General features: G+C 71.0%; 21 protein-coding genes. 13 read left to right on the top strand and 8 right to left on the bottom strand.

Annotation, left to right across the window (positions count from 1 at the left end):
* Positions 1-159: 159 nt before the first annotated feature.
* Positions 160-804, top strand: coding sequence for a response regulator (locus A3CQ_RS0103125; RefSeq protein WP_211216475.1), 645 nt, complete (start codon positions 160-162; stop codon positions 802-804).
* Here A3CQ_RS0103125 and A3CQ_RS0103120 read toward each other — a convergent pair.
* Complete coding sequence (locus tag A3CQ_RS0103120) at positions 759-2270, bottom strand: MFS transporter (protein ID WP_051115125.1); 1512 nt, start codon at positions 2268-2270, stop codon at positions 759-761. The genes A3CQ_RS0103125 and A3CQ_RS0103120 overlap by 46 nt on opposite strands.
* A gap of 212 nt (positions 2271-2482) precedes the next feature.
* On the opposite strand from A3CQ_RS0103120, the gene A3CQ_RS51260 reads away from it, so the two are divergent.
* Complete coding sequence (locus A3CQ_RS51260; protein ID WP_020509451.1) at positions 2483-3706, top strand: MFS transporter; 1224 nt, start codon at positions 2483-2485, stop codon at positions 3704-3706.
* 125 nt (positions 3707-3831) lie between these two features.
* The gene (locus A3CQ_RS0103110) at positions 3832-4272 is read left to right on the top strand and encodes a VOC family protein (protein WP_020509450.1); all 441 of its coding nucleotides are present in this window, start codon (positions 3832-3834) and stop codon (positions 4270-4272) included.
* On the opposite strand, the gene A3CQ_RS0103105 is transcribed toward A3CQ_RS0103110, so the two are convergent.
* Both A3CQ_RS0103105 and A3CQ_RS0103100 read right to left on the bottom strand, forming a co-directional pair.
* Complete coding sequence (locus tag A3CQ_RS0103105; RefSeq protein WP_020509449.1) at positions 4250-4804, bottom strand: dihydrofolate reductase family protein; 555 nt, start codon at positions 4802-4804, stop codon at positions 4250-4252. The genes A3CQ_RS0103110 and A3CQ_RS0103105 overlap by 23 nt on opposite strands.
* 57 nt (positions 4805-4861) lie before the next feature.
* Positions 4862-5818 (bottom strand): AraC-like ligand-binding domain-containing protein, encoded by a 957-nt coding sequence (locus A3CQ_RS0103100; RefSeq protein WP_020509448.1) that lies wholly within the window; start codon positions 5816-5818, stop codon positions 4862-4864.
* Positions 5819-5916: 98 nt separating this feature from the next.
* Here A3CQ_RS0103100 and A3CQ_RS0103095 point away from each other — a divergent pair, with 98 nt between their 5' ends.
* The 6 genes from A3CQ_RS0103095 (at position 5917) to asnB (ending at position 15449) form a co-directional block, all read left to right on the top strand.
* Positions 5917-8736 carry a M36 family metallopeptidase gene (locus tag A3CQ_RS0103095; RefSeq protein WP_063713514.1) on the top strand — a complete coding sequence of 940 codons (2820 nt, stop codon included), beginning with the start codon at positions 5917-5919 and terminating at the stop codon, positions 8734-8736.
* Between the two features lie 304 nt (positions 8737-9040).
* Entirely contained in the window at positions 9041-9235 is a 195-nt protein-coding gene (locus A3CQ_RS0103085; protein ID WP_020509445.1) for a hypothetical protein, read from the top strand.
* The gene (locus A3CQ_RS0103080; protein ID WP_245576979.1) at positions 9202-11940 is read left to right on the top strand and encodes an ATP-binding protein; all 2739 of its coding nucleotides are present in this window, start codon (positions 9202-9204) and stop codon (positions 11938-11940) included. The genes A3CQ_RS0103085 and A3CQ_RS0103080 overlap by 34 nt, the downstream gene beginning before the upstream one ends.
* An 18-nt stretch (positions 11941-11958) precedes the next feature.
* Positions 11959-12573 carry a DUF4304 domain-containing protein gene (locus A3CQ_RS0103075; protein WP_020509443.1) on the top strand — a complete coding sequence of 205 codons (615 nt, stop codon included), beginning with the start codon at positions 11959-11961 and terminating at the stop codon, positions 12571-12573.
* 6 nt (positions 12574-12579) lie between these two features.
* Positions 12580-13587 (top strand): glycosyltransferase family 2 protein, encoded by a 1008-nt coding sequence (locus tag A3CQ_RS51255; RefSeq protein ID WP_157295221.1) that lies wholly within the window; start codon positions 12580-12582, stop codon positions 13585-13587.
* Positions 13569-15449 carry an asparagine synthase (glutamine-hydrolyzing) gene (gene asnB, locus A3CQ_RS0103065; protein ID WP_211216440.1) on the top strand — a complete coding sequence of 627 codons (1881 nt, stop codon included), beginning with the start codon at positions 13569-13571 and terminating at the stop codon, positions 15447-15449. Before A3CQ_RS51255 ends, asnB begins: the two co-directional genes overlap by 19 nt.
* 57 nt (positions 15450-15506) lie before the next feature.
* On the opposite strand, the gene A3CQ_RS0103060 is transcribed toward asnB, so the two are convergent.
* From A3CQ_RS0103060 to A3CQ_RS0103050, 3 genes are all read right to left on the bottom strand, one after another.
* Positions 15507-16388, bottom strand: a complete 882-nt coding sequence (locus tag A3CQ_RS0103060; RefSeq protein ID WP_157295219.1) for a glycosyltransferase family 2 protein — start codon at positions 16386-16388, stop codon at positions 15507-15509.
* 102 nt (positions 16389-16490) lie between these two features.
* Entirely contained in the window at positions 16491-18371 is a 1881-nt protein-coding gene (locus A3CQ_RS0103055; protein WP_157295217.1) for a putative bifunctional diguanylate cyclase/phosphodiesterase, read from the bottom strand.
* Positions 18372-18482: 111 nt separating this feature from the next.
* The gene (locus A3CQ_RS0103050; protein ID WP_020509438.1) at positions 18483-19007 is read right to left on the bottom strand and encodes a GNAT family N-acetyltransferase; all 525 of its coding nucleotides are present in this window, start codon (positions 19005-19007) and stop codon (positions 18483-18485) included.
* Positions 19008-19040: 33 nt separating this feature from the next.
* On the opposite strand from A3CQ_RS0103050, the gene A3CQ_RS0103045 reads away from it, so the two are divergent.
* Positions 19041-19925, top strand: a complete 885-nt coding sequence (locus A3CQ_RS0103045; RefSeq protein WP_026205231.1) for an aldo/keto reductase — start codon at positions 19041-19043, stop codon at positions 19923-19925.
* Here A3CQ_RS0103045 and A3CQ_RS51250 read toward each other — a convergent pair.
* Positions 19909-20811: a DMT family transporter gene (locus A3CQ_RS51250; RefSeq protein ID WP_020509436.1), complete on the bottom strand. Its 903-nt coding sequence runs from the start codon at positions 20809-20811 to the stop codon at positions 19909-19911. The genes A3CQ_RS0103045 and A3CQ_RS51250 overlap by 17 nt on opposite strands.
* 291 nt (positions 20812-21102) lie before the next feature.
* On the opposite strand from A3CQ_RS51250, the gene A3CQ_RS0103035 reads away from it, so the two are divergent.
* Both A3CQ_RS0103035 and A3CQ_RS0103030 read left to right on the top strand, forming a co-directional pair.
* Entirely contained in the window at positions 21103-22335 is a 1233-nt protein-coding gene (locus tag A3CQ_RS0103035; protein WP_084698880.1) for a carbohydrate-binding protein, read from the top strand.
* Between the two features lie 105 nt (positions 22336-22440).
* The gene (locus A3CQ_RS0103030) at positions 22441-22839 is read left to right on the top strand and encodes a hypothetical protein (RefSeq protein ID WP_020509434.1); all 399 of its coding nucleotides are present in this window, start codon (positions 22441-22443) and stop codon (positions 22837-22839) included.
* A 49-nt stretch (positions 22840-22888) separates the two neighbouring features.
* Here the strand turns inward: A3CQ_RS0103030 and A3CQ_RS51245 are convergent, their stop codons facing one another.
* Positions 22889-24124 (bottom strand): endo-1,4-beta-xylanase, encoded by a 1236-nt coding sequence (locus A3CQ_RS51245; RefSeq protein ID WP_040431263.1) that lies wholly within the window; start codon positions 24122-24124, stop codon positions 22889-22891.
* 107 nt (positions 24125-24231) lie between these two features.
* On the opposite strand from A3CQ_RS51245, the gene A3CQ_RS0103020 reads away from it, so the two are divergent.
* Entirely contained in the window at positions 24232-25257 is a 1026-nt protein-coding gene (locus A3CQ_RS0103020) for a LacI family DNA-binding transcriptional regulator (protein ID WP_040431592.1), read from the top strand.
* Positions 25258-25306: the final 49 nt, after the last annotated feature.

The following is a 25306-nucleotide window of genomic DNA, read 5'->3' as shown; positions in this document are numbered from 1 at the left end:
GTCTCCTGTCTTTCGCCATTCCCTCTCGAACCCAGCATCGCCACGGCGGGCCGCGCCGGCATCCCCGGCAGCCTCCATCCGTCCTGGATGGCAGCGGGTGTCAGGGCCGCAGGTAGCGCCGAGAACGGCTCGTGTGCAAATCTCGGGGTCATGGCCGGGCTGCGAGTGATAGTGGCCGAGGACGACGTCCTCCTGCGCGAGGGCATCGCCAGCCTGCTCGACCGGTCGGGGCACGAGGTGGTGGGGCAGGCCGGCGACGGCGAGCGGCTGCTCATCCTCGCGCGGGCCGCGAAACCCGACGTCGTGATCGCCGACATCCGCATGCCGCCCACGCACACCACCGAAGGACTCGAGGCGGCGCGGACCATCCGCCGGGAACTGCCGGAGACCGGAGTCCTCGTGCTGTCGGCCCACGTCGACGTGGAACACGCGATGGAGCTGCTGGCCAGCGGCCGCGGCGTCGGCTACCTGCTGAAGAGCCGCATCACGGACGTCGGGGAGTTCCTCGCCACGCTGAGCCGCGTGGCGACCGGGGGGTCGGTCGTCGACCCCGCCCTCGTGCACGAACTGGTCATGGCGAACCGGCGCGACGACCCGCTGGCGAAGCTCAGCAGCCGTGAACGTGAGGTCCTGGAGCTGATGGCGGAGGGACATTCGAACGCCGGCATCGGGCGGCGGCTCTGGATCACCGAGGGGACCACCGAGAAACACGTCAGGCACATCCTGAGCAAGCTCGACCTGCCCGACACCGCCGATCATCACCGCCGGGTCCTCGCCGTGGTCAAGTTCCTCGAGGCTCGCTGATCACGCCCGTGGCGCCTCAGCTCCACGATGGCGACGAGCAGGCCCAGCGCCATGAACCCGCACGAGCACAACAGCGTGCCGGACACGGCGGCCGGGTAGTGGTGCCCGGTGGCGGTGAGCACCCGGTAGAACACGACGGTCAGCACCGCGGTGCCGATCGCCGAGCCGAGGCGCTGGGCGGTCTGCAGGGCGCCGCCCGCCGCGCCCGCCGTCCGCACCGGTACGTTCCGCAGCGTCAGCGTGATGTTCGGCGCGGTGACCAGGCCCCCGCCGAGCCCGGCGAACAGCAGCGGCCCCGCGATCGCCCACGCCGACGCGTTCCCGTCCACGTGCCGAAGGATCAACGCGGTCGTCGCCACACCCACGATGACCGTGCTCAGCCCGGCGATTGTCAGCCACCGCCCGGCCCGGGGCACCAGCCGGCCGGCGACGACGGCGGACACGGCCACCCCGCACGCGAACGGGGTGACGGCCAGACCGGAGCGCAGCGGCGAGTAGCCCAGCCCGTCCTGGAGGAACAGCGCCATCACCAGCCAGAGGCCGGTGAACCCGGCGAAGTAGACCAGCCCGACGGTCGAGCCGGCGAGAAATCCGGGCGTACGCCTCAGCCGCGGATCGAGCAGTGGCTCCCGGCCCCGGCGTACGGTGCGCAGCTCCCACCAGGCGAACGCGGCCAGCAGCACCACGGCCACGCCGAACAGCGGCGACCATCCGCGCAGGTTCCCGCCGTCGGCCTGCACCAGCGGCAGCAGAACGCTCAGGACTCCGCCGCCCAGCAGCAGCGTGCCGACCAGATCCGGATGGGCGCCGGACCGGCGGCGGGCGGTGACCGGCACGAACCGGGCGGCGAGCACCAGGGCGACCAGACCGATCGGCACGTTGACGTAGAACACCCATCGCCAGCCGTCATGGCCGGTGAACGCGGTCAGCAGCAGCCCACCGATCACCGGGCCGGACGCGGTGGACAGCCCGACGGTGCCGCCCATGATCCCGAAGGCCCGGCCTCGCTCGGCGCCGCGGAACAACTCCTGGATCAGCGCGCTGTTCTGCGGCAGGAGCATGCCACCCGCCACTCCCTGCACGAGGCGGGCGGCGATCAGCAGACCCATCGTCGGCGCCGCGCCGCTCAGGGCGCTGGTCAGTACGAACGCGGACAGCGCGAACAGGAACATGCGGCGGCGGCCGAGGGTGTCGCCGAGCCGGCCGGCCGGCACCAGGACGAGCCCCATGGTGAGCGCGTAGCCGGACACCACCCACTGCACCGTCGCCGCCGACGCCCCGAGATCGCGCTCGATGGACGGCAGCGCCACGTTCACGATGCTCACGTCGAGCAGGATCATGAAGGCCGCGAGCTGCGTGACGGCCAGGGCTCGCCAGCGCTTGGGGTTCTCCACGTCCGTTTCCGGGCGGGAAAGCGCGGCGGCCGGGTCTGCGACGACTGCCGCCGAGCCTGGGGACGAGTCCATTTCTCCTCCGGTCGATTCGCGCGGTCCTGAGTGCCGCCGCGCCACCGGTACCAGCCTCGTGCGACCTCCTCGCCGCGGCATCGCCGCTGGCACCACCTTCGGCTTCCCGCTACCGGGTAGCGGGGTTGGGTGCTGGCCGCGAAGACAGCGGCGGACGAGGTCGCGAGGGTGGGAACAGGTCCGATTCCATCACCCGGAACGGAGATTCTGACGTGACCGGCAATGCCGTCCTCACCCCCACGACCCCGGCCTCGCGGGCGGGTCGCGGGCGTTCCTTCACCGTCATCGCGGCGACCTTCGCCCTGCTGACCACCGGCGGCACGCTGCCGATCCCGCTGTACACCCTGTGGGGTACGGAGCTCGGATTCGGCGCCGCCGTCACCACCTGGGTCTTCGCGATCTACGTGGTGGGCACGCTGCTGGCGCTGGTGTTCTTCGGCGGGCTGTCCGACCAGACCGGCCGCAAGCCGCTGATCCTCGCCGCGTTGCTGCTGACCGTCGGGTCGACGCTGTTGTTCCTGTTCGCCGGCGACCTCGTCACCCTGCTGGCCGCCCGCTTCATCAGCGGCGTCGGCGTCGGCCTGATCACCTCCGCCGCGACCGCGGCCCTCGCCGAGGCGTACCCCGGCACCAACCGGGCGGTCCCGCCGATGGTCGCCACCGCGGCGAACATGGGCGGCCTCGGTCTCGGGCCGCTGGCCGCCGGCGTGTTCGCCCAGTACTTGCCCGACCCCACCCGGCTGGTGTTCGTCGTCTTCCTCGCGCTCGTCGGCGTCGTGACACTGGTGGCGCTGCGGCTGCCCGAGACCAACCCGCGCCGCCCCGGCCGCCGGATCGACTGGACGCCACGGGTCGGGGTTCCCCGGTCGGCCCGGTCGGTCTACTGGCGTTCCGCGATCGCCGTCTTCCCCACCTTCACCCTGCTCGGGCTGTTCTCCAGCGTCACTCCCCGCTTCATCACCGGCATCCTCGGGATCCACAACCTGGCCGTCGCCGGGCTGGCCACCTTCGTCCTGTTCGAGACCGGCGTCGCGGCCCAGCTCGCCTTCCGCGGCCGGCCCCCGCGCTGGTCGATCCGGCACGGCCTGCCCCTGCTGATCGCCGCGCTGCTTCTGGTTCTGGCCGGCTTGCTGACCGCGGACTTCCCGATCTTCGCGCTCGGCACCGTGGTCGGCGGGCTCGGAGCGGGTCTGACCTTCATGGGCAGTCTCGGCCGGCTGACCCGAGCCGTGCCCCACGACAGCCACGCCAAGTCCGTCGCCGCCTACTTCATCGCCGCGTACAGCGGTCTCGCCGTGCCCGTGCTCGCTATCGGAGCCCTCTCGGGCGCGATCGGCCTGACCGCGGCAACCGTCGTCGTCACCGGCGTCGTGACCCTGCTCGCGGCCACGGCACTCGCCGTCAACGCCGGAGCCGACCCCCTCGACCCGCGCTGACACCGCTGCCGGCCGGTGATCTGCGGCTGGTGCGCGTACTCGAAAGACGTGTACGCGGAAAAGTAACGACGAAGCGCGGCCGGTCGCAGCATCATGTCGAGACGACCGACCAGGAGGTTCTGGAAATGGAGCAACGACTCAGTCTGGTGACGCTCGGCGTCGCCGATCTGGACCGGGCCCGGACGTTCTACGAGCGACTGGGATGGCGTGGGCAGGAGGTTGAGGAGACGGTCTTCTTCCAGGCCGGCGGCATCGGACTGGTGCTGTGGGGCCGGGACAAGGTTGCGGCCGACGCCGGTATCGAGGACAGCAACGCGGACGGCTTCGGCGGCATCATGGTGGCACACAATGTGCGGTCCGCCGACGAGGTCGATGAGCTTCTCCTCGCGGCGGAGGAGGCCGGCGGCCGGATCACCCACCCGGCGCGCGCGATGCCCTTCGGCCGAGCGGGCGCGTTCGCCGATCCGGACGGCCACCTCTGGGAGGTGGCCCACAATCCCGGCTTCCCGCTCGACCGTGATGGGGCGATCACGATCCCCGACGTCATCCCTGGGGCTGGTAGCTGAGGATGACCAGTCCGGAGTCGAACGCCCGGTGGCCGGCGAGACGGAACCGGGCGTCGCCGCTGACCTCGGCGAGCAGGGCGTCGCGGGTCGGACCGCCGACCATGATCGGGTGCAGCCAGAGGCGGAGCTCGTCGAGCAGGCCTTCGCTGAGCAGCGCCGCGGTGACCGGCCCGTACCCGTACTGGATGATGTCCTGGCCTGGTTTTTGCTTGAGCTCTCGCGCCAGGGCCGGGAGTTCGGCCCGGCCGACGACGGTGGTGTTGTTCCACGCCGGGTCGCGGAGGCTGTCCGAGACGACGTACTTCGCCATCGAGTTCATCCGGTCCGCGGTGCCGTCGTCGTCGGTCGCGGTCGGCCAGTAGCCGATGAAGCCCTCGTAGGTGCGCCGGCCCATGACCAGGGCGTCGCATTCGAAGAGCTGGTCGTGTGCGAAGGCGGCGGCCCCTTCGTCGCGATAGTCGAAGGTCCAGTTCTGCGGGTCCTGGACGACGCCGTCGATGGATATGTAGGTGGAGTTGATGATCCGTCGCATGGGATCCAGCGTGCGTGCCGCGGCACCCGGCTGTCCTTACGCCCGCGTGCACACCTCTTACGTCTGCGCGCCCTCCCGGTACTGCCGCGGCGAGACCCCGTAGGCCGCCCGGAAGGCTGCGCTGAAATGGGCGGCACTGCCGAAACCCCACCGGGCCGCGATCGCGTGGACCGGCCGGGACGCGAGCCGCGGGTCGGTCAGGTCGCGCCGGCAGCGCTCCAGGCGTAGCTCGCGGATGGACCCGGCGACGGTGCGCCCTTCCTGCTGGAAGAGCCGGTGCAGGTAGCGCCGGGAGATGTGGTGGGCGGCCGCGATCGTCTCCGGGTCCAGCCCCGGCTCGCCCAGGTTGGCGCGGACGAACGCGTCGATCCGGGCGAGCAGCGCCCGCTGCCGGGTGTCCGCCGGCAGCTGCCCTTCCCGCTCGAGGGCGTGGGCGAGCGCCGTGGTCAGCACCTCCAGGACGACGGCGGAGAGCCGGCCGGTCTCGGTGGGGGTGAGGCCCGGCAGGCTACCGGCCAGGTGCAGCATGAACTGCGAGGTCAGCGCACCGATGCCGCGGTCGCCGGGTATCCGCACCCCGGAGAGGCACCGCAGGTCCCCGGCGGCGAGGGGCATCCGCGACCGTTCGAAATGCAGGAGCAACACCTCGCAGTCGGTCTGGTCGATCCGGTACGGCCGTGAGGTGTCCACCAGCACCAGGTCGCCGACGCCGAGCTCCGAGCTGCGGCCGTCCTGGGTGAGGACGCTGCCGCCGCGGACCGTGCAGCCCACCTCCCACACCTCCGGATCGGCCTGGCGGATGAGCCGGGCGGTGCGATGGACCGAGTGCGGTGTCATGGTCACCAGCGTCACCTGGACGGGACCGCACCCGCTGAAACCCGCGCGCACCCGGAACCTGCTCTCCCACCGCGGATCGCACCGCAGGTCGTACGGCACGAGCAGCTTCTTGTTCAGTTCCCGCCAGTAGGGGAATCGCTCCTCCACGGGGACCTCGTCGGTACTGACCACGTCCATGACCTCATGATGCGGAAGCCCCCGGCGATGTGGAAGGAGGCGATGGTGACAACCGATCGGCTGTTGATACCTGTCGATCGACTTGCCAGGCTGGCCGGATGAGAAAGAACCTCAGACGAACCCTCGCCGGGGGCGTGGTCCTGGCCATCGGCATCACGCCGGCCGCGATCGGCGCCGGACCGGCGATGGCGTATGCACCGGCCGCTCCGGCGCGGACGGCGGAATCAACCGCCGCTCCGGCGAACTACGACGCGCGGCACGATCCCGCCGTCACCGGCATGCTCCAGACCAAGGCGGCGATGCTCGCGGCGAAGCCTCCGGCCTCTGTCAGCGACATGCGCTCCGAACTGGGCGATCAGGGCATTGTCGACCTCGACCCGCTCACCGGGACCCCGCGGCAGGTGGCGAAGCTCGACGGATTCCTCACCGGACCGTCGAGGAAGCCGGCCGTGCAGGTCGCCCGCGACTACCTCAGGACGCACGCCGACCTGTTCGGGGTGGACCCGGCGACGCTCAAGCTGAGCCGCGACTACGTGGACATCGAGGGCACCAGCCACCTGAGCTTCCTGCAGCGGGTCGGCGATGTTCCGGTCTTCGGCAACGGCATCCGGGCCGACGTCGCGAAGAACGGCGCGCTGATCCAGATGACCGGCTCGCCGGTGAAGCAGTTGCCGGCCGGGCTGGCCGGGGCCCGACTGAGCGGCGACCAGGCCCTGCAGACCGCCCGGCGGGACGCCCGGGAGACCCGCTCGACCACCAGCGACAACGCCAAGCTGGTCGCCTTCCCCACCGTCGGCGGGGTGCGCCTGGGCTATCAGACGCTCACCATGCAGTCCGGGTACCTGCACGTCATCGACGCGCAGACCGGCCGCATCCTCTACCGGCAGAGCCTGACCGACTATGACGCCGGCCCCGACGCGCTGGTGTGGGACAACTATCCGGGCGCGCCGGCCGGGGGCCAGCAGCGCCGGGTCTCGCTGAGCAAGTGGGTCACCCCGTACGCGAAGAATCTCGTCGGCAATTCCTCGCACGTCTTCTCCGACCTGAACGACAACAACGTCGCCGACGCGGGGGAGGACGTCGGGCAGAGTTCGCCGGGCCACTTCAAGTACCCGCTGAAGCAGTTCTCCGGCGACCTGTGCACGGCGCAGTTCCAGTGCACGTGGGATCCGTTCACGGCGTTCTCGTGGCAGGCCAACCGGGCGATGGACGCCACGCAGCTGCTGTACTTCACCTCGGTGTTCCACGATCACCTGCAGGCCGCGCCGATCGGGTTCACCCGCGCCGCCGGCAACTTCGAGACCCGGGACGGCGACGCGGTGGAGGTGAACGACCTCGACGGGGCTAACACCGACAACGGCTTCCCGGACGGCAACCACGTCGACAACGCCAACATGTCGACCCCGCCGGACGGGACCCCGCCGACGATGCAGATGTACCTGCAGCCGGCGCCGAACACGCCGACCGAGGACGACCCGTACGTGCCGTCGGACGTCGGCAACGAGGCGTCGTCGGTGTATCACGAGTACACCCACGGGCTGTCCAACCGGCTCGTCGTCGACGCGGCCGGTGTCTCCACCCTCAACGGCCCGCAGTCGGGGGCCATGGGCGAGGCGTGGAGCGACTGGTACGCCTACGACTACCTGCAGAAGGAAGGCCTGGAGAAGGACACCGCGAAGCCGGGCGAATTGGTGATCTTCGAGTACTCCACGGCCGGGGCGAACACGATCCGCACCGAGCCGCTGGACTGCACGGTCGGCGCTCCGGCCTCGGTGTGCCCCGGCCGGCCGACCGCGGGTACCGGCGGGTACACCTACGGCGACTTCGGCCACATCTCGCGCCGCGGCGCCGAGGTGCACGCCGACGGCGAGATCTGGGCGCAGACGCTGTGGGACCTGCGCACCGCGCTCGGCTACCGGCTCACGGAGTCGCTGGTCACCCGGGCCATGGAGCTGGCGCCCGCCGATCCGTCGTACCTGGACATGCGCAACTCGATCCTGATGGCCGACCTTGTCGTGGACAAGGGCCGGCACCAGCGGGACATCTGGAAGGTCTTCGCGAACCGGGGCATGGGCTTCTTCGCGGCCACGGTCGACGGCTCGGACACCGCGCCGGTCGAGGACTTCTCGCTGCCGCCCGCGCCGGGCTCGCCCAAGGGCTCGATCGCCGGCACCGTGACCGACCAGGACACCGGGCTCCCGACGGCCGGGGTCGCGGTCACGTTCGGCGGGCACAGCTCCGGGTTCGCCGGTTCCTACGCCGCCGTCACCGACGCCGCCGGTCATTACCAGATCAAGAACATTTTCGCCGGTACGTATCAAAAGGTGTCCGCCGGAGGAGCGGGCTTCGAGAAGCAGGTCAAGACGGTAACCGTCACCCGCCGGCCGGCCACGGTCGACTGGACGGTCCGTCGCGACTGGGCCGCGTCCCAGGGCGGCGCCCAGGTCACCGAGTTCAGCGGCGAGGACAGCAGCGGCTTCGGCTGCGGTCCGGGCCAGGCGATCGACATGTCGCAGGGCACCGGCTGGAGCTCCGACTCCGTCGTCACCGGCGGAACGGCGATCGAGCCGCGGTTCATCACCGTCCAGCTGCCGTCGGCGGTCGACGTGACGTCGATCGAGATCAACCCGACCGGCAACTGCGGCGACGACCCGAGCTCGTCGACCGGCGACTACCGCGTGGAGACGTCCCCGGACGGCACCACCTGGACCGCCGCCGCGACGGGTCATTTCGGCCCGGACAACCGCGACAAGATGAACGCGGTGCCGCTGTCCGCCGGCACCACCGGCGTGCAGTTCGTGCGCTACACGATGCTCGGCACGCAGGTCGCCGACGAGGGCGGCAGCTGCCCGAGCCAGTTCAGCGGCTGCGCGTTCGTCGACACCGTCGAGCTGGCGGTCTACGGCGCCACCGCCTGAGCCGGGGCGACCCTCGTCGTGTGGTGATCGGCTTCCCGCGGATCACCCACGACGAGGGTCGCGTCGGCGGTCTCGGCGCCGTCCTGCCGGAGCTGAGCCCGGACGAGCTCGCGCGGATCTTCGGCGGCACCGCCCAAACGCGTGTACCGGGTACGCACCCACCAGCCCGCCTAGGTATACCTAGGGCCACCTAGACGGCCCTCCTAAGGCCCCCTGAGCAGGGAAGATAGGTAAACCCTTCCGATGTGGCAGACCCCCGATCGGCCGAAGATTAGTGCATCAGCGGTTGACAAAGGAGAAAGCCATGTTGATGCACGCGGACCTGATGCTGACCCTCGCCAACGACCGGAACCGTGAGCTGATCGCCGAGGCCGAGAAGAGGCAGGTCCTGAACAACGCCCGCGAGGCCCGCCGGTCCCGCAAAGCGGCGGAGGTGCGCGGACGCCCCACCGGTAGGGTTGCGTCGTGCGAACCATCCGCGGTGGTGCCAGCCCGGTGATGATCGGGCGCGAGAGCGAGCTGCGCCGGTTGGCGCGGCTCGCTTCGGCGCGTGAGCCCGCGGTGGCGATCATCGCGGGCGAGCCGGGCATCGGGAAGACCCGGCTGGTGCACGAGCTGCTGGCGACCCTGCCGGCCGAGACCGTGGTGCTGGTCGGCCAGGCCGAGCCCGGCTCCCTCGCCCGGCCGTACGAGGTGCTCCTGGACGCCATCGACGACCACCCCGAGGTCGGTGAACAGCAGCTGGCGGCCCTCGCCGACCCGCGGCGCAGCCCGGTCGAGCGGCTGCACACGGGGCTCGCGATCCTCGACGCCCTGATCGGCGACTCGCCCGCCGTCATCGTCTTCGAGGACCTGCACTGGGCCGACTCGGAGAGCGCCGCCCTGTTCGAGCGGATCGCCGACCAGCGCGGGCCGCGGCTGCTCATCGGGACGTACCGGCCCGACGAGGTGACCCTCCGCCAACCGGTGGCCGGCCTGCTCGCCCGGATGGAACGCCGGCACGCCGTGACCCACGTACGGCTGGATCGTCTGACTCCCTCGCAGACCGCGGCCATGCTCGCGGCGGCGACCGGCGCTCCGGCGCCGATGCGGGCCGCGACGGCGCTGCATCACCGCACCGGCGGCAATCCCTTCTTCCTGGAGGAGCTGCTGCGCGCCCTTCCCGGGTACGACGCGGAGGCGCTCGTCGAGCAGCCGTTGCCCTGGAGCCTCGCCGACGTGCTGCGCCGCCAGGTCGACGACCTCGAGCCGGCCAGCCAGCGCATCGTCGAGGCGGCGGCCGTGCTCGGTCAGCGCATCCCGTTCGACCTGCTCGCCGCCGTGACCGGCACCGGCGAGGACGAGCTCATCGCCGTCCTGCGCGACCTGGTCACCCGGGGCGTGCTGGTCGAGTCCGGCGAGGACGAGTTCGCGTTCCGGCACGCGCTGGTGCGCGAGGCGATCGCCGACCAGATGCTCGCCCGGCAGCGCCGCCGGCTGCACGAGGCGGCGCTCGAGGCGCTGCTGAGCGGCGGCGCCTCCGACCCGGCCATGGTGGCGCACCACGCCCGCGGCGCCGGCCGGTACGACGACATGATCGCCGCGGCCCGTCGCGGCACCGCGCTCTACCTCTCCATCGGCTCCGCCTACCAGGCCCTGCACCTGGCCGAGATGGGCCTCGACGAGGTGCCCGACGACACCGAGCTGCTGGCCGGGGCCGCCCGCGCCGCCTGGCTGGCCGGTCTGCTCGACGACGCCCTGCGCTACGCCCGGCACTGGCGGGACGTCGCCGCCACCACGACCGACCGGGCCGAGTCGCTTTATCTGCTCGTACGCATCGCCTGGGAGTCCCGCGAGACCGGCGCGATGAGCGCTCTCACCCAGGACATCGAGACCCTGATCGCGCAGTTGCCGCCCGGCGCCGACCAGGCCCGGGCGATGACCGCGATCGCGCAGTCGTCGTACCTGCGCGACGACCTCGACGCCGCGCTGCTCTGGTCCGACCGCGCGCTGGCGCTGGCCGACGAGTTCGACCTTCCCGCCGTACGCCTGGCCGCGCTGCTGGAGAAGGGCTCGACGCTCGCCGAGCATCCGCAGACCGGCGCCGAGGGCCGGCAGATGCTGTCGGCGCTCGTCGACGAGGCGGAAAAGGCGGGGGAGTGGGTGCTGGCCGCCCGCGCCCTCAACATCCTGGTGGTGGGCGAGCCGCCCAGCTCGCCCGTCGAGCATGCCGAGATGCTGGAGCGGATGCGGGTCGACGCCGAGAGGGCCGGCTTCGAGTCGCTGGCGGTCGCCACCTACTTCCAGGGTCAGGCCCGGCTCGCGATCCGGTCCGGAGACCTGGGCGCCGCGATCGCCTTGCTCGAGGCCGGGCGTGAGCAGGACCTGACCTACCGGCGCCTGGGCCGCTGGGCCGACTACCACGCGGTCTTCCTGGCCGGGCTCTACCTGGAGGCCGGCGAGCTCGACCGGGTCGACCAGCTCATCGACGACCTGTCGGCGCTGCCGAACAACCCGCCGACCACGATTTCCGGCCTCGCGTTCCACCTGGCCTGCCGCCGGCACGACCTGCCGCGGGCCGAGGCGATTCTCGACCAGCTGCTCGTGGAGCTGGCCGAGGAGGCGTGGCGCAGCGGCGAACGGGCCCACGACCTGATCTCCGCCGCGCTCGAGATCGGCCTGCCGGCCCACCGGCTCGACGAGATGGCCGCCGTGCTGCTCGAGTACGACGTCTGGGACGCCTTCCGGACGCTGGTCGACGCCCAGCTCGCCGAGGCGCAGGGCAAGCACGCCGAGGCGCTGACCGGCTTTCTCTCCATCGCCGACGCCCACATCCTGGCGCCGGCCACCCGAGGCACCGTACGCGTCGGCGCGGCCCGCTGCCTGCTCGCGGCCGACCGGCGCGAGGAGGCGACTGCGCAGGCCGAGGAGGCGGCAACCCTGCTGGCGAAGTGGCGCGGCTGGCGGGTGGCACAGCTCGACCAGGTCCGCGCCCAGCTCGGCATGGCCCCGGCCGACGCGCCCCCGGCGGTCACCGGCCCGGCCGCGCTGACCCCGCGCGAGCGCGAGGTGGCGGTCCTGATCAGCGACGGCCTCACCAACGCGGAACTGGCCCGCCGCCTCTACATCTCCCCGAAAACGGCGGCCGTCCACGTCTCGAACATCCTCCGCAAGCTCGGCGCCTCCTCCCGCACCGAGGTAGGCGACCTCATCGGCCGCCACTGATCGCTCTACCCTGGGCGTGTGGCTGGCGCGACCGTCATCGACCAGATCGTCCGGCAATACCTGGCGCCCGCGCTGGAGGCTTCGGGTTTCGTTCGCCGGGGCCGGTCCCGCACGTTCCGCCGGGTGGCCGAAAGCGGTGACGCCCTCCTCCTCGAGGTGCAGAGCTCGTCCGGTTCGCGGCGGGACCAGGCGCGGTTCTACCTCAACTTCGCATTGCTGTCGCAGCCGTGGCTGGGCTGGCTGCGCGGGTCCGAGGGGCCGGTCGACACCGACAAGGTGATCGCCACCGAGGGGGCCGTGAACGACCGGCTTCGCAGTTCCGAGAACCAGCCTTGGTACGAGGAGACGTTCGGAGCGGGTCCGGACGACGTCGATCGGATCGGCGCGGCCGCCGTGGCCGCGTTCCGGTCGGCGCTGCCGGATTACCTGCCGTTACTCGATCGGGCGACTCTGCTCGCCCGGTTGCGCGACGAGACGCCGATGTCCGGCTTCTGCAACCGGCTCGCCGTGCGGGCGGTGCTGGCCGCCGACCTGGGTGATTTCGAGACGGCCCGCCGCGACGCCGCCGAGGTGGACCGCTATTCCGACGACACCGCGTTCACAGATTGGGTCCTCCGCCACGACGCCGCCTGATTCAAAGTGGACGGCGGCAATTGTCCTTTCGGTGGTTTGAAGCTGGTAAATGAGGGGGTCGCGAGGCCCCGTCCGCACTACCTATGCTCCTCGCGTCCGGGGAGCGCGACGGGGCGGAGGCTCATGCCCGAGCATGGCAGTTTCGTGTTGGTCACGCCCGCGCGCGACGAGGCCGACGGCATTCTCGAGACCGTGGAATCGGTCATTGCGCAGTCGGTGCGGCCGGATCGGTGGGTGATTGTCGACGACGGCTCGTCCGATGACACCGCGGCGCTGGTCAGCGCGCGGATCGCCGGTTTGGGCTGGATCAGTGTGGTGCGGCGGCACTCGGCCGCGGAGCCCGCCGACTTCGGGTCGAAAGTGCATGCGGTCGAGGCCGGCATCGCGGCTCTGAATGATGTCCGCTATGACTACCTCGGCACACTTGACGCCGATATCGTGCTGGATCCCGACTACTTCGAGCGGCTGTTCGAGGAATTCGCCAGGCGACCGCGGCTCGGCATCGCCGGGGGTCACCTGATCGAGGAGTACGACGGGCGGCGCGTGCGCCAGCGGATCAGCGGCAACAGCGTCTCCGGGGCCGTACAGATGTTCCGCCGGCGGACGTACGAGGACATCGGCGGGCTCCGGCCGATGCGCCTGGGCGGGGAGGACTCGGTCGCCGAGATCCTCGCGCGGATGCACGGCTGGGAGGTGGAGACGCTGTTCGACCTTCCGGTCCGTCACCGGGGGCGCGTGCTCTCCGGGAGCGTCCGGCCGGCCCGGACGTGGTTCGTCCGCGGCATCGTGAACCGGTCGCTGGGTTATGCGCCCCTTTTCCAGCTGTCGGTCAGTGGTTATCGGGCCGCGGTGCAACCCCCGTACGTCATCAGTGGTTTGGCGATGTTCGCGGGTTTCCTATGGGCCATGCTGCGGCGCGACGCGCTCGCGCTGAAGCCCGACGAGGTGGCCTATCTGCGGGCCGAGCAGCGGCGCCGGCTGTGGGCGATGGCCGGATGGGTGAAACCGGCCTGATGTGCGGGATAACGGGGATCCTGCGACTGCGCGGCGGCGTCGTCAGCCCGGACCGGCTGACCGCGATGGCCAGAGCGATCGCGCATCGCGGGCCGGACGACGAGGGCTTCCACGCCGACGGGCCGCTCGGCTTCGGCTTCCGTCGGCTGTCCATCATGGACCCGGCGGGCGGCCCCCAGCCGATGACCAGCGCCGATGGCCGGCTGACGGTGATGGTCAACGGCGAGATCTACAACTTCCCGGAGCTGCGGAGCGAGCTCGAGGGATACGGGCACGTGTTCCGGACGCGGAGCGACTCCGAGGTGGTGCTGCACGGGTACCGCGAGTGGGGCGACGGCATCCTCGATCGGCTGAACGGTATGTTCGCGCTCGCGGTCTGGGACAGCGCCGAGGAGCGGCTGCTGCTCGCCCGCGACCGCGCCGGGGTGAAGTTCCTCTACTACCGAGTGGTGGGCGACGAGCTGGTCTTCGGCTCGGAGCTGCGGGCCGTGCTGGCCGGCCGCCCGGACCGGCCGGCGATCGATCCGGTCGCGATGAATCTCTTTCTCCGCTACCGGTACGTCCCGTCGCCGCTCACGGTCTACAAAGGAGTACACAAGCTCGCGTCGGGCACGCGGCTCGTCGTCAAGGGCGGCAAGGTGGATGTGCGCCGCTACTGGGATTTCGACCTTTCGTCCGCGGAGCCCGAGCCGACTCCCGAGGAGGCGGCGGAGCGACTGCTGGAGCTCTACGCAACGGCGACCCGGCGGCAGCTGATGTCGGACGTGCCGGTCGGGCTGCTGCTCTCGGGGGGCGTCGACTCGGCGCTGCTGCTCGCGCTGATGAGCGAGCACGGCACCGGCCGGCAGACCTACACGGTCGGCTACGGCGACTCCTACGCCGGCGACGAACTGGCCGACGCCGCCGCCACGGCCCGATACTTCGGGGCCTCGCACACCGAGGTCCGGCTGAACCGGTTCGCTTTCGAGACCGTTCTGTCCGAGGTCATCGACTCGCTCGAGGAGCCGATCGCGACCGCCTCGATGGTGGCGTTGCATCACGTGTGCGCGCGGGCCGGACAGGATCTCAAGGTCGCCCTCATCGGGCAGGGGCCCGACGAACTGCTCGGCGGGTACCAGCGGCATCTCGGCGTCCGATATGGATCGGCGTGGCGCTCCCTGCCGGCGCCGGTGCAGTCAGTCACGCGTTCCGTGCTCGGCCGCGCCCACCGTGCCGAGGCCCTCCATCGTGGACTGTTCGCGCTCGACGACGCCGACCCGATGCGCCGATTCCAGCAGGTCTTCTCCCTGCTTCCGGGGTCGGCCGTGGACGGTCTGTTCGCCGACGACGTCCTGCCGCCCGGCGCCGGCGACGCGATTCTGGATTGCTGGGCCGATTCGGCCGTGCACATGGGTGGGGACGAGCTGGCCGCGTTCCAGTATCTGGAGGTGCGCTCGTCCTTGCCGGACGAGCTCTTGCTGGCCGCCGACAAAATCGGGATGCGACACTCGCTCGAGCTTCGAGTGCCCTATTTGGACCACGAAATCATCGAGTACGCGGCACGCCTCCCCGCGTCGCTGAAGGTCCGCCGGGGGACCCGCAAGTGGCTCCACAAGCGACTGTGCCGCCAGTATCTGCCACCGGAGATGGTCAGGCGGCCGAAACGAGCGTTCGCCGACGACGTGGTCGACCGCTGGTTCCGCGAGTCGCTCTCGGGAAAGCTGGGCAAGATGCTGCTGGCCGACGACGCGCCGCTGTATTCCTTCCTGCGCCCCGAGCCGGTCCGCCAATTGGTCACCGAACACCAATCGGGCCACCGCGACCACCACAAAATCATCTTCAGCCTGGTGGTCCTGGAGGAGTGGCTGCGAGCGTCCTCCTGACCCGTCCACCCGGGATTGGATTAGACGGCAAGTACCACCGGCGGAGGCCCAACGGTCTTACCCCCGAACAACTCCTCCGCGCAGAGCCATCGCGACGAGCTTCCGGCTGCGGCGCGTCACCAGCTGCCGCTGCCGCTCCACATACAACCGCCCCACCGCCGCCCGAGCCCTCGCCCGCTGCCCAGAGTCAAGATCAGCATTGCGTACGCATCGGAGCAGCTCCCGGCACTGCCGCACGTTCGCGATCCGGGCGTGCCAGGCCGGCAGGCCAAGCCGTTCCGTCATCGGCGGACCGCTGTCATGCGTCCACCCGCGCCGCCCGAGCACCTCGTTGACGTGCGCCCACGGCCCGGCCAGCGCGATGTTGGCCGCGAAGATCTGGTCCTCCCGGAGCATGTTGCGCCGCGGTATGCCGACGACCGCGGACCGCCGCATCAGCCCGTACAGCGGATCCATCAGCAGGTAGCTGGCGTTGAGCAGGCGCAGCAGTTCGGCGAAGCGATCGGCCGGATCGTCGGAGGACAGACCATTCCCGTCGTACGGCGCGGTCCGCTCGATTCCGTCGGGGCCGATGAAGCTGACCTGGGTCGTCACCAGAACGAGCCGCTCGTCGGCCGCGAACGCCTCCAGGCAGCGGGACACGTTGGCCGGCGCGATCGAGTCGTCGTCGCCGATCCAGCGGAGGTACGTGCCGGTGGTGAGCCTCATCGCGGTGATGAAGTTGTTCAGCATGCCGACGTTCTCGGGCTGGCGGTGGTAGACGATCCGCGCATCCTCGTGCGCGAGCTCGCGGCAGATCTCCCCGGTGCCGTCGGTCGAGGCGTTGTCCGAGATGATCAGCTCGAGGTTCTCGTGGTCCTGCTTCAGGACCGCCCGGACCACATCGGACACCCGATCTTCACAGTTGCGCACCGGCAAACAGACCGAAACCAGCGGCACGCTGTTCTCCCCACCGTGAACGTGATGCGTGAGGCTGAATCGTCACATCGCGGATTGGTAGAACCTATCGGGGAACCGGCCGAGTTAGATGGACGAGTGGTCCTACCGCTCGACGGTCAGCTCGCTGACCCGATGACCGGCCAGCCAGGACGGCAGCTCGTCGGCCGGCATCGGCCGGGCCAGCAGGTAGCCCTGGATGATGTCGCAGCCGGCGGCGGTCAGCATGGCGGTGATCTCGCGGGTCTCCACCCCCTCGGCGACGACCTGCAGGCCCAGGTTGTGACCGAGGTCGATCACCGACCGGACGATGGCCGCGTGCGCGGCGTTGTCCGGCAGATCGCCCACGAAGTTCTTGTCGATCTTCAGCTCGTGCAGCGGCAGCGTCGCCAGGTAGCTCAGCGACGTCTGTCCCTGCCCGAAGTCGTCGACGCTGACCCGTACGCCGGCCTCGGCCAGCCGGAAGAGGACGTCCGCCGCCGTCTCGGGGTCGGTCATCAGCGCCGTCTCGGTGATCTCGAGGACCAGCCGGCCGGGCAGTACGTGCGCGGCGGCCAGGGCCGACAGGACGGTGTCGGCGAAGTCCGCCCGGGCCAGGTTGCGCGCCGAGATGTTGATCGCCATGGTCAGCCGGTCGAACGAGAGCCCCCACGCGACGGCCTGCGCCAGCGCGGTGGCCAGCACCCACTTGGTGAGGGCGTCGATCAGCCCGGTCTGCTCCGCCACCGGGAGGAACGCGTCCGGCGGCACCATGCCGCGCTCCGGATGCCGCCATCGGACCAGGGCCTCGACCGCGCAGACCCGGCCCGTCCGCAGCTCGGCCTTGGGCTGGTAGTACAGGACCAGCTCGTTGCCCTCGATGGCCCGCCGCAGCTCGGCGACCAGGGCCAGCTGGGCCGGGTCGAAGTGGTCGCGCTGCTGGTCGTACCGGGCGGTGCCGCTGCGGCTGCCCTTGGCGAGGTACATCGCCATGTCGGCCCGGCGCAGCAGGGTGTCCACGTCGTTGCCGTCCGACGGGGCCAGCGCGTACCCGAAACTGGCCTCGGGCGACAGCGGCAGCGTGTCGACCACGATCTCCGTCTCGAAAACGGTCCGCATGCGGTCCAGCAGGGGCGGGATCTCCTCCTCGCGGACGGCCGGCAGCACCATGCCGAACTCGTCGCCGCCGAGCCGGGCCACGGTGTCGCTCGACCGGACCGCCGCGGCCAGGCGGGTGCCCAGCTCGCGCAGCAGGGCGTCCCCGTTGTGATGGCCGAGCGTCTCGTTGACCTCCTTGAACCGGTCGACGTCGGCCAGGACCACGGCGACGGTGCCGCCGTCGCGCTGGGCGGCGTGGATGGCCGCGGCCGCCCGGCGCTGGAAGAGGGCACGGTTCGGCAGGCCGGTCAGCGCGTCGTGGCCGGCCTGGTGCGCCATGAGGCGGATGGTCGAGGCGGAGATCGCGGCGAGGATCGCCCAGAGTGCGAGCAGGCCGCCGCCCAGCACGAGATAGGTGGTCCGCAGTCCGAGGCTGACGTCCTTGGCGATCGGCGCGTACGGAAGGTAGACCTCGAGAACCCCGAGGACCGGGCCGCCGGTGCTGAGCGGCAGGTAGACCTCGACCACCCGCTGCCCGACCGGCCCGGAGTCGTTCTGGTCGGCGTTGAGCCGGGTCAGGAGGGCCACGACCTCGCCGCGGGCGGCGTCGAGGGCCTCGTCCTCGATCTCCTCGCCGAACCCGGAGCCGTCGTCGGAGAACACCACCTGACCGGCGGTGTCGCGCAGCCGCAGCCGGACCACCGAGCCGTCCTCGATCGCGCGGTCGGTCAGCTTGCGCAGGGCCGCGAGCTCGGGCCCCGACAACGGTACGGCGAGCGACCGGCCGTCAAGATTGGGCTCGATCGCGGTCCGCGCGACCAGCGCCGCCTCGGCTCTGCCCTCGCTGACGCCGCGGTCCCGCGCCTCGCTCGACAGCGCCACGGACAACACGAGCCCAAGCAGCACCACCGAGATCAAGCTGGCCCCGGCGTATGTGAGGAACAACCTCCACGACGAAGGCACAGGGGCACAGTACGCCGTCCGGCCGCAGCGCAGACCCCCAAAACGGGAAGGGCTTTCCTACCGGTCTCGTGTCGTGACGTTCGGTGGCTCGAGCGCCAGGTCGCGCTCGTACCAGGTGCCCGGCTTGCCCCCGACGTCGGCCGGGTCGGCCGGGCCGATCGGGACGAAGCCGGCCTTTGCCAGCACCCTCTGCGACGCGACGTTCTGGTGGGTGGTGGCCGCCCGCAGCGTGCGCAGCCCGTGCTGGGCCGCGGCCAGCCGGCACAGCTGCTGGACCGTCGCGGTCGCCACGCCGCGGCCGGCGGCCTGTTGTGCGAGCCGGTAGCCGAGAACTGCCGTGCCGTCCTCGATGTCGAACAGGTTGAACCGGCCCAGTACCGCGCCGTCCTCGGCGACGAGCACGTGGAAGGCGCAGACGCCGGCCTCCTGCTCGGCCAGCAAGGCGTCGAACCGCTCGGTGAACCGGTCGAAGTAGTCGTCGCCGCGGTCGGAGATCGAGGCGGCGAAGTAGGCGCGGTTCGCCAGCTCGAAGGCCAGGACCGCCGGGGCGTGACCGGCGCGCAGCCGCTCCAGCTCGGGCATGACCCGACCCTACCCAGGGCATACGGTCGAGGCATGACACCAGAACTTGTGCTCAACAACGGCGTCGCGATGCCGGCGCTCGGTCTCGGGGTGTTTCAGAGCCCGCCCGAGGAGACCGCGGCGGCGGTCGAGACGGCGCTGAAGGTCGGGTACCGGCACGTCGACACGGCGGCCGCGTACGGGAACGAGCGGCAGGTCGGTGAGGGGATCCGCCGCGCCGGTGTCGACCCGGCCGACGTCTTCATCGAGACCAAGGTGTGGGTCAGCGACTACGGCTACGACGAGACGCTGCACGCCTTCGACAAGGCCGCCCGCAAGATCGGCGTCGACCGCCTGGACCTGCTCATCCTGCACCAGCCGGCGCCGGACCGGTTCGACCGTACGGTCGCCGCGTACCAAGCGCTGGAGAAGTTGCTCGCCGACGGCGCGGTCCGGGCGATCGGCGTCAGCAACTTCATGCGCCACCATCTCGACGAGCTGCGAAGGCGTACGGAAATCGTGCCGTCGGTGAACCAGATCGAGCTGCACCCGTACTTCAGCCAGCCGGACGTGCAGAAGGCCGACGCCGAGCTCGGCATTCTGACCCAGGCCTGGTCCCCGATCGGCGGCATCACCTTCTATCCGGGCTGGGGCGAGGAGCGCCGCAACGTCCTGGAGGACCCGGCGGTCGGGACCATCGCCGAAGCGCACGACAAGACTCCGGCTCAGGTGCTGCTGCGGTGGCAGCTGCAGCACGGGCGCTCGGCCATCCCCAAGTCGACCAACCCGGGCCGGATCGCCGAGAACTTCGACGTCTTCGGCTTCGAGCTCACGGCGGGGGAGATGGCGCGCATCGACGGCCTCGACCTCGGCGTGCGCAACGGGCCCGACCCGGAAGCGTCCCGCGAGATCTTCGACCTGGTCATCCCCGAGGACTGACGACGGCAACCGGCGCCGCGACCCGGCGCCGGGACACCGCCACACCGGCCAGGCAGAGCGCCCCACCGGCGAGTGTGAGCCAGCCGGGCACCTCGCCGAGAAACAACCAAGACATCACAACAACCAGCGCCGGTACGACGTACGTGGTGGCGCCGAGCTTGCTGGCGCTGGTGCGGGCGAGCGCGTACGCCCACGTGGTGAATGCGATGGCGGTCGGGCCGACGCCCAGGTAGATCACGTTCAGGGTGGCGGACAGGGGCGCGTCGGCCGCCTCCCGGGCGAGCACCCCGGCGAACGGCAGCAGGGCGATCGCCGCGACCAGCGCCGAGTAGGTGGTGATCTGCAGCGCGCTGCCGTGCCGGAGGGCGGGTTTCTGGGCGACGACCCCGATCGCGTACGTGATCGCGGCCAGCACGCACAGCAGCACACCGAGCAGCGACGAGCTGCCGCCGCCGGACATCGACAGCCCGACGACCACGGTGCCGGCGAACGACACCGCGATGCCGACCCACAGCGACCGGGGCGCCGCCTCACGCAGCAGCCACGTGCTGAGCAGGGCGATCAGGATCGGGCCGACGTTCACGACCAGCGCGGCGGTCCCGGCGTCGACCAGGCGCTCGCCCCAGTTGAGGAAGACCATGTAGCCGCCGAACCAGAGCAGCCCCGAGGTGAGGATGCCCGGCCAGGCCCGGCGGTCGGGCCAGCCGACCCGGCGGACCAGGGCGAACCCGCCCAGCAACAGCGCCGCGACCGCCAGCCGGCCGAGCGCCAGCGCGCCCGGCGAGTAGGCGGCGCCCGCGCTGCGGATGGAGACGAACGCGGACGACCAGAAGAGCACGGTCACGGCCGCGGCCAGCAGGGCGCCGGCGGGCTGTCGATCACTCATGGAACGAACTTAGGGTCTGTGTCGGAGTGGGAGACGGGCTGCGGCGTGGCCCAGCCGCCGCCTGGCCGCACGCCGCGAACACCCGAATACAACCCCGGTATTCGGGCGCCCACGGCGCACACCCAGACAACACCTGAACCTCGCCTCACTCCGGCCCCCACTCCGACACAGACCCTAAGAGGCGGTCCCTTCGGCGGCCACCGAAATTCCCAGCGAAATGGTTAAGAGTGTTGACAGTTTGTTGCCACATCCATCAGGCTCGATGAAATCGCTTGAGCCGAAGGAGATGCGATGAGGCATTTGCACCGCTGGGTGGCGCTGGCCGCGGGCGCCATCACCGTCGCGGCGGGAATCGTGACGTCCCCGGCCGTCTTCGCCGCCGCGCCGTCCGGCGCGACCGTGATGGTGGCCTGCTCGGCGCCGGCCTGGGCCGAGGGCACCAGCTACGCCGCCGGCGCGCTGGTCACCTACAACGGGCGCCTCTACCGGGCCCGGGTCGCGCACACCCCGCCGGTCGGCGCCGGCTGGAATCCCGTGGCGGCGGCCTCCCTCTGGGAGGACCTCGGTGCCTGCGGCAGCACCACGCCTCCGACCACACCGCCCACCACGCCCCCGACCACACCCCCCACCAACCCGCCGCCGTCCACCGGCGGGCTTCCCCATGCCCCGTACGTCGACATGGGCGCCTGGCCGACCCCGAGCCTGCCGACGATGGTGAGCAGCGGAAACCTCAAGAACGTCACGCTCGCGTTCATCACGGCGTCCGCCTGCAAGGCCATGTGGTTCAACGCGTACGACCCGCGGCAGGCCTGGGCCCGCGACCAGATCGACGCCGTCCGCGCTCGCGGCGGCGACGTGAAGATCTCGTTCGGCGGCGCCACCGGCATCGAGCTGGCGCAGGCGTGCTCCAGCGTCTCCGCGCTGCAGGCCGAGTACCAGGCCGTGGTCAGCGCCTACAGCCTGAAGTACATCGACCTCGACATCGAGGGCAGCGCGACCGCCGACCCCGCCTCGGTCTCCCGGCGCTCGCAGGCGCTGGCCGGCCTGCAGCGGGCCAACCCGGGGCTGAAGGTGTCGTTCACGCTGCCGGTGCTGCCCGAGGGCCTGACCGCCGACGGGCTGAATGTGGTCCGCTCGGCCCGCGACGCCGGCGTCAGCGTGAACCTGGTCAACGTCATGGCCATGGACTACTACCGCAGCGGCGACTACGGCGATTTCGCGGTCGCCGCCGCCAACGCGACCTTCGGCCAGCTCAAGTCGCTCTACCCCGGATACACCGACGCCCAGGTCTGGAAGATGGTCGGCGTGACGCCGATGCTCGGCCAGAACGACGACGGCCACATCTACGACCAGGCCGACGCCCGGCAGCTGGTCAGCTTCGCCCAGGGCAAGCACCTCGGCATGCTGAGCTTCTGGGAGCTCGGCCGCGACAAGAACGCCTGCAACGGGGCGCTCTACATGTGCACGAACATCGCCCAGCAGCCGTACGAGTTCAGCAAGATCTTCGCCGGATACAACGGCTGACCCGCCGCTTCAGCGTCGCGTCAGGCTCGTTCCAGCGCCCGGTGCCATCGTCAGGCTGACGGTGGCACCGGGATCGGCGCCGCCTCGCAACGGCAAGGGAGCGACATGGTGCGCATTCTCGGAGGCGCGGTGCCGGTGGCGCTGGCGCTGGTCCTCGCCGGGTCGACGGCCGCGGTCGCCGGCCCGGAGACCGAATACACGATGGACCTCAGCTCGGCCTCGGCCGCGGTGGCGCCGGGCGGCACGACCGCGGCCGTCATCTCGTTCGAGGCGGAGCCCTACCTGGACGGGACCCGGGTCACGCTGAGCGCGACCGGCCTGCCCCGCGGGGTCACGGCCCGGTTCATCCCGCCGACGCCCAAGCTCAGCGGCAGGTCGGTGCTGTTGCTGACGACCTCGCGGTCGACGCCGGCCGGGGCCGCCGCGGTGACCATCACTGCCATCACCATCAGCAGCGACCCGATCGGAACGTCGGCGAGTTTCGGGCTCACCGTCACCGGCTGATCCGCAACGACCGGCCGCGCGGCGGCCCGACGCCGCGCCCGCTCGCGCGTCACAGAACGACGGTCGCGGAAGTCCGGCCGGGCTTGATGGTGAAGGGCACGCCGCCGGCGGTGTAGTCGCCGTGGAAACCGGCCACGGTGACGGTGCCGTCGGCGGCCGTGCGCATCTCGGTCGGCGGCAGCCACCACTCGCCCTTGATCAGGCCGGCCAGCGCGTCGTACGACGGCTTGCGGCTGCCGTCGGCGCGCAGCAGCCCGACCGGCGCGCCCAGCCAGGCGCCGTCGTCGGTGATGCCCCAGTAGTTGATCGACTGGACGGCCGGGTGCCCGACCAGCGACCGGTAGTGCCGGACGATCTCCTCGGCCTGCCGCTGCTCGCCCTCGGGCGTCGACGGCCAGGACGGGATCTGGTAGTCGTTCAGGTCGGTGATCTCGGGCGGCATGAGGTGCCCCGAGAGCAGCGTGGTCTCGGTCATGTGCAGCGGCAGGCCGTACCGCGCGAACCGATCGAGGGTGCGCTGCATGTACTCCTCGCCGCGGTAGCCCTGGTGCATGTGGGTCTGCAGGCCGATGGCGTCGATCCTGATGCCGGCCTCGAGAACACCCTCGATCAGGCATTCGTACGCCGTGCTGAGGTCGAAGTCGTTGAGGACCAGGGTGGCCGACGGGTTCGCCGCCCGCGCCTCCTCGAACGCCATCCGCACCATGGCGATCCGGCCGCGGGCCCAGGCCAGCGGGGTGATCGCGTTGTCCCCGTTCGCGAAGACCGGCATGATCACGGTCTCGTTGATCGCGTCCCACACGTCGATGAGCCCGGCGAACCCGCCGGCCAGCTCCCGGATCCGGGCGCGGGCCAGCTGCTCGACCTCGTCGAGCGGGAGGCCGAGCAGCCAGTCCGGCTGCACCGTGTGCCAGACGAGCGGATGCCCCTTGACCGTCACGCCGCGCTCGGCCAGCCAGCGGGCGGTCGCCGTCAGCCGGCGCGAGTCGGTCTCGCCCCGTTTGGGCTCGTAGCCGCCCCAGTAGAACGGCAGCGTCGCGGTGTTGAACAGGCCGAGCCAGGCGTCGGCGAGCACGTCCAGCCCCAGGTGCTCGGCATCGCCGAAAACGCCCGCCGTGTCCGAGGGGCCGCCCACCAGGCGTACGAAATCGAACCCGATGTTGCCGAAGGCGAAGTCGTGCCGCTGCTGGGCGACCGTGATCACCTGGTCGGCGAGCGGTTGCCGGTCGGGCGTGAGCACCGTGAGCGTGACCTCGCCGGTCCGATGCCGCATGTCGTCTGCCATGCCTACCTCAAGGAAAGTTTTCGCTGCCGATTGCGAAAGTGTCGTGGTGAACGGCAGCATAGGTCTGCCCGCGCTCGCGGGTCAACAGCACAGATAGGGTGATGCGCATGCCCGCCGAGGACGGTTCACGTTCCCGCGCGACTCTCCACGAGGTCGCCGCACAGGCCGACGTGTCGGTGTCGACCGTCTCCAAGGTGCTCAACGGCCGGTCGGGCGTCTCCGACGAGACCCGCGCGCGCATCGAGGCACTCCTGCAGGACCACCGCTACCAGCAGCGGACCGCGAAGCGCCCGGCCGCGCCGCTGATCGACGTGCTCTGCTACGAGGTGGACAGCCCGTTCGGCAGCGAGGTGGTGGCCAGCATCGAGCAGTCGGCCCGGCAGCGGCGGATCGGCATGGTGCTGACCGGCGCCACCGAGCAGAGCACCCCGTACGAACATTGGCTCGACGACGTGCTGCGCCGCCAGCCGGTCGGCGTGGTGCTGATCGCCTGCAAGCTCTCGGCCGACGACCGGCAGCGGCTGCGCTCGCGCAACATCCCGCTGGTCATGGTCGACCCGGCCGGCACGCCGGCGCCCGACGTGCCGTCGATCGGCTCGGCCGACTGGAACGGCGGCTACCAGGCCACCCGGCACCTGATCGACCTCGGGCACACCCGGATCGGGATCATCACCGGCCCGACCGACATGATGGCCTCGACGGCCCGCCTGTCCGGCTACCGCGCCGCGCTCGACTCGGCCGGCCTGAGCAGCGAGCCCGAGCTGATCCGGCCCGGCCACTTCCACCACGCCGACGGCCTCGAGCAGGGGCGGGCCCTGCTCCAGCTGCCCGACCGGCCCACCGCGATCTTCGCCTCCTCCGACCTGTACGCGCTGGGCGTCTACGAGGCCGCCCGCTCGCTGGGAATGACGATCCCCGGCGACCTCTCCGTGGTCGGCTACGACGACCTGCGGATCGCCCAGTGGGCCGGCCCGCCGCTGACCACCGTGCACGTGCCGCTGGTCGCGATGGCCGAACAGGCCGTCCACCTGGTGATGCGCCTGGGCGACGAGCCCGAGCTGGCGTTCAGCCGGATCGACATCGACACCACCCTGGTCGTACGGGCCAGCACCGCCCCGATCCGGGCAAGTTGAGCGCGAAACATTTCCAACTGATCAGGAAACCTTGACGAGAATGTTTCGT

The organism is Paractinoplanes globisporus DSM 43857, from assembly GCF_000379645.1.
Classification (GTDB): domain Bacteria; phylum Actinomycetota; class Actinomycetes; order Mycobacteriales; family Micromonosporaceae; genus Actinoplanes; species Actinoplanes globisporus.
The sequence above is the reverse complement of the archived record's forward strand: the minus strand, read 5'-3'. Positions and strand labels throughout refer to the sequence as shown.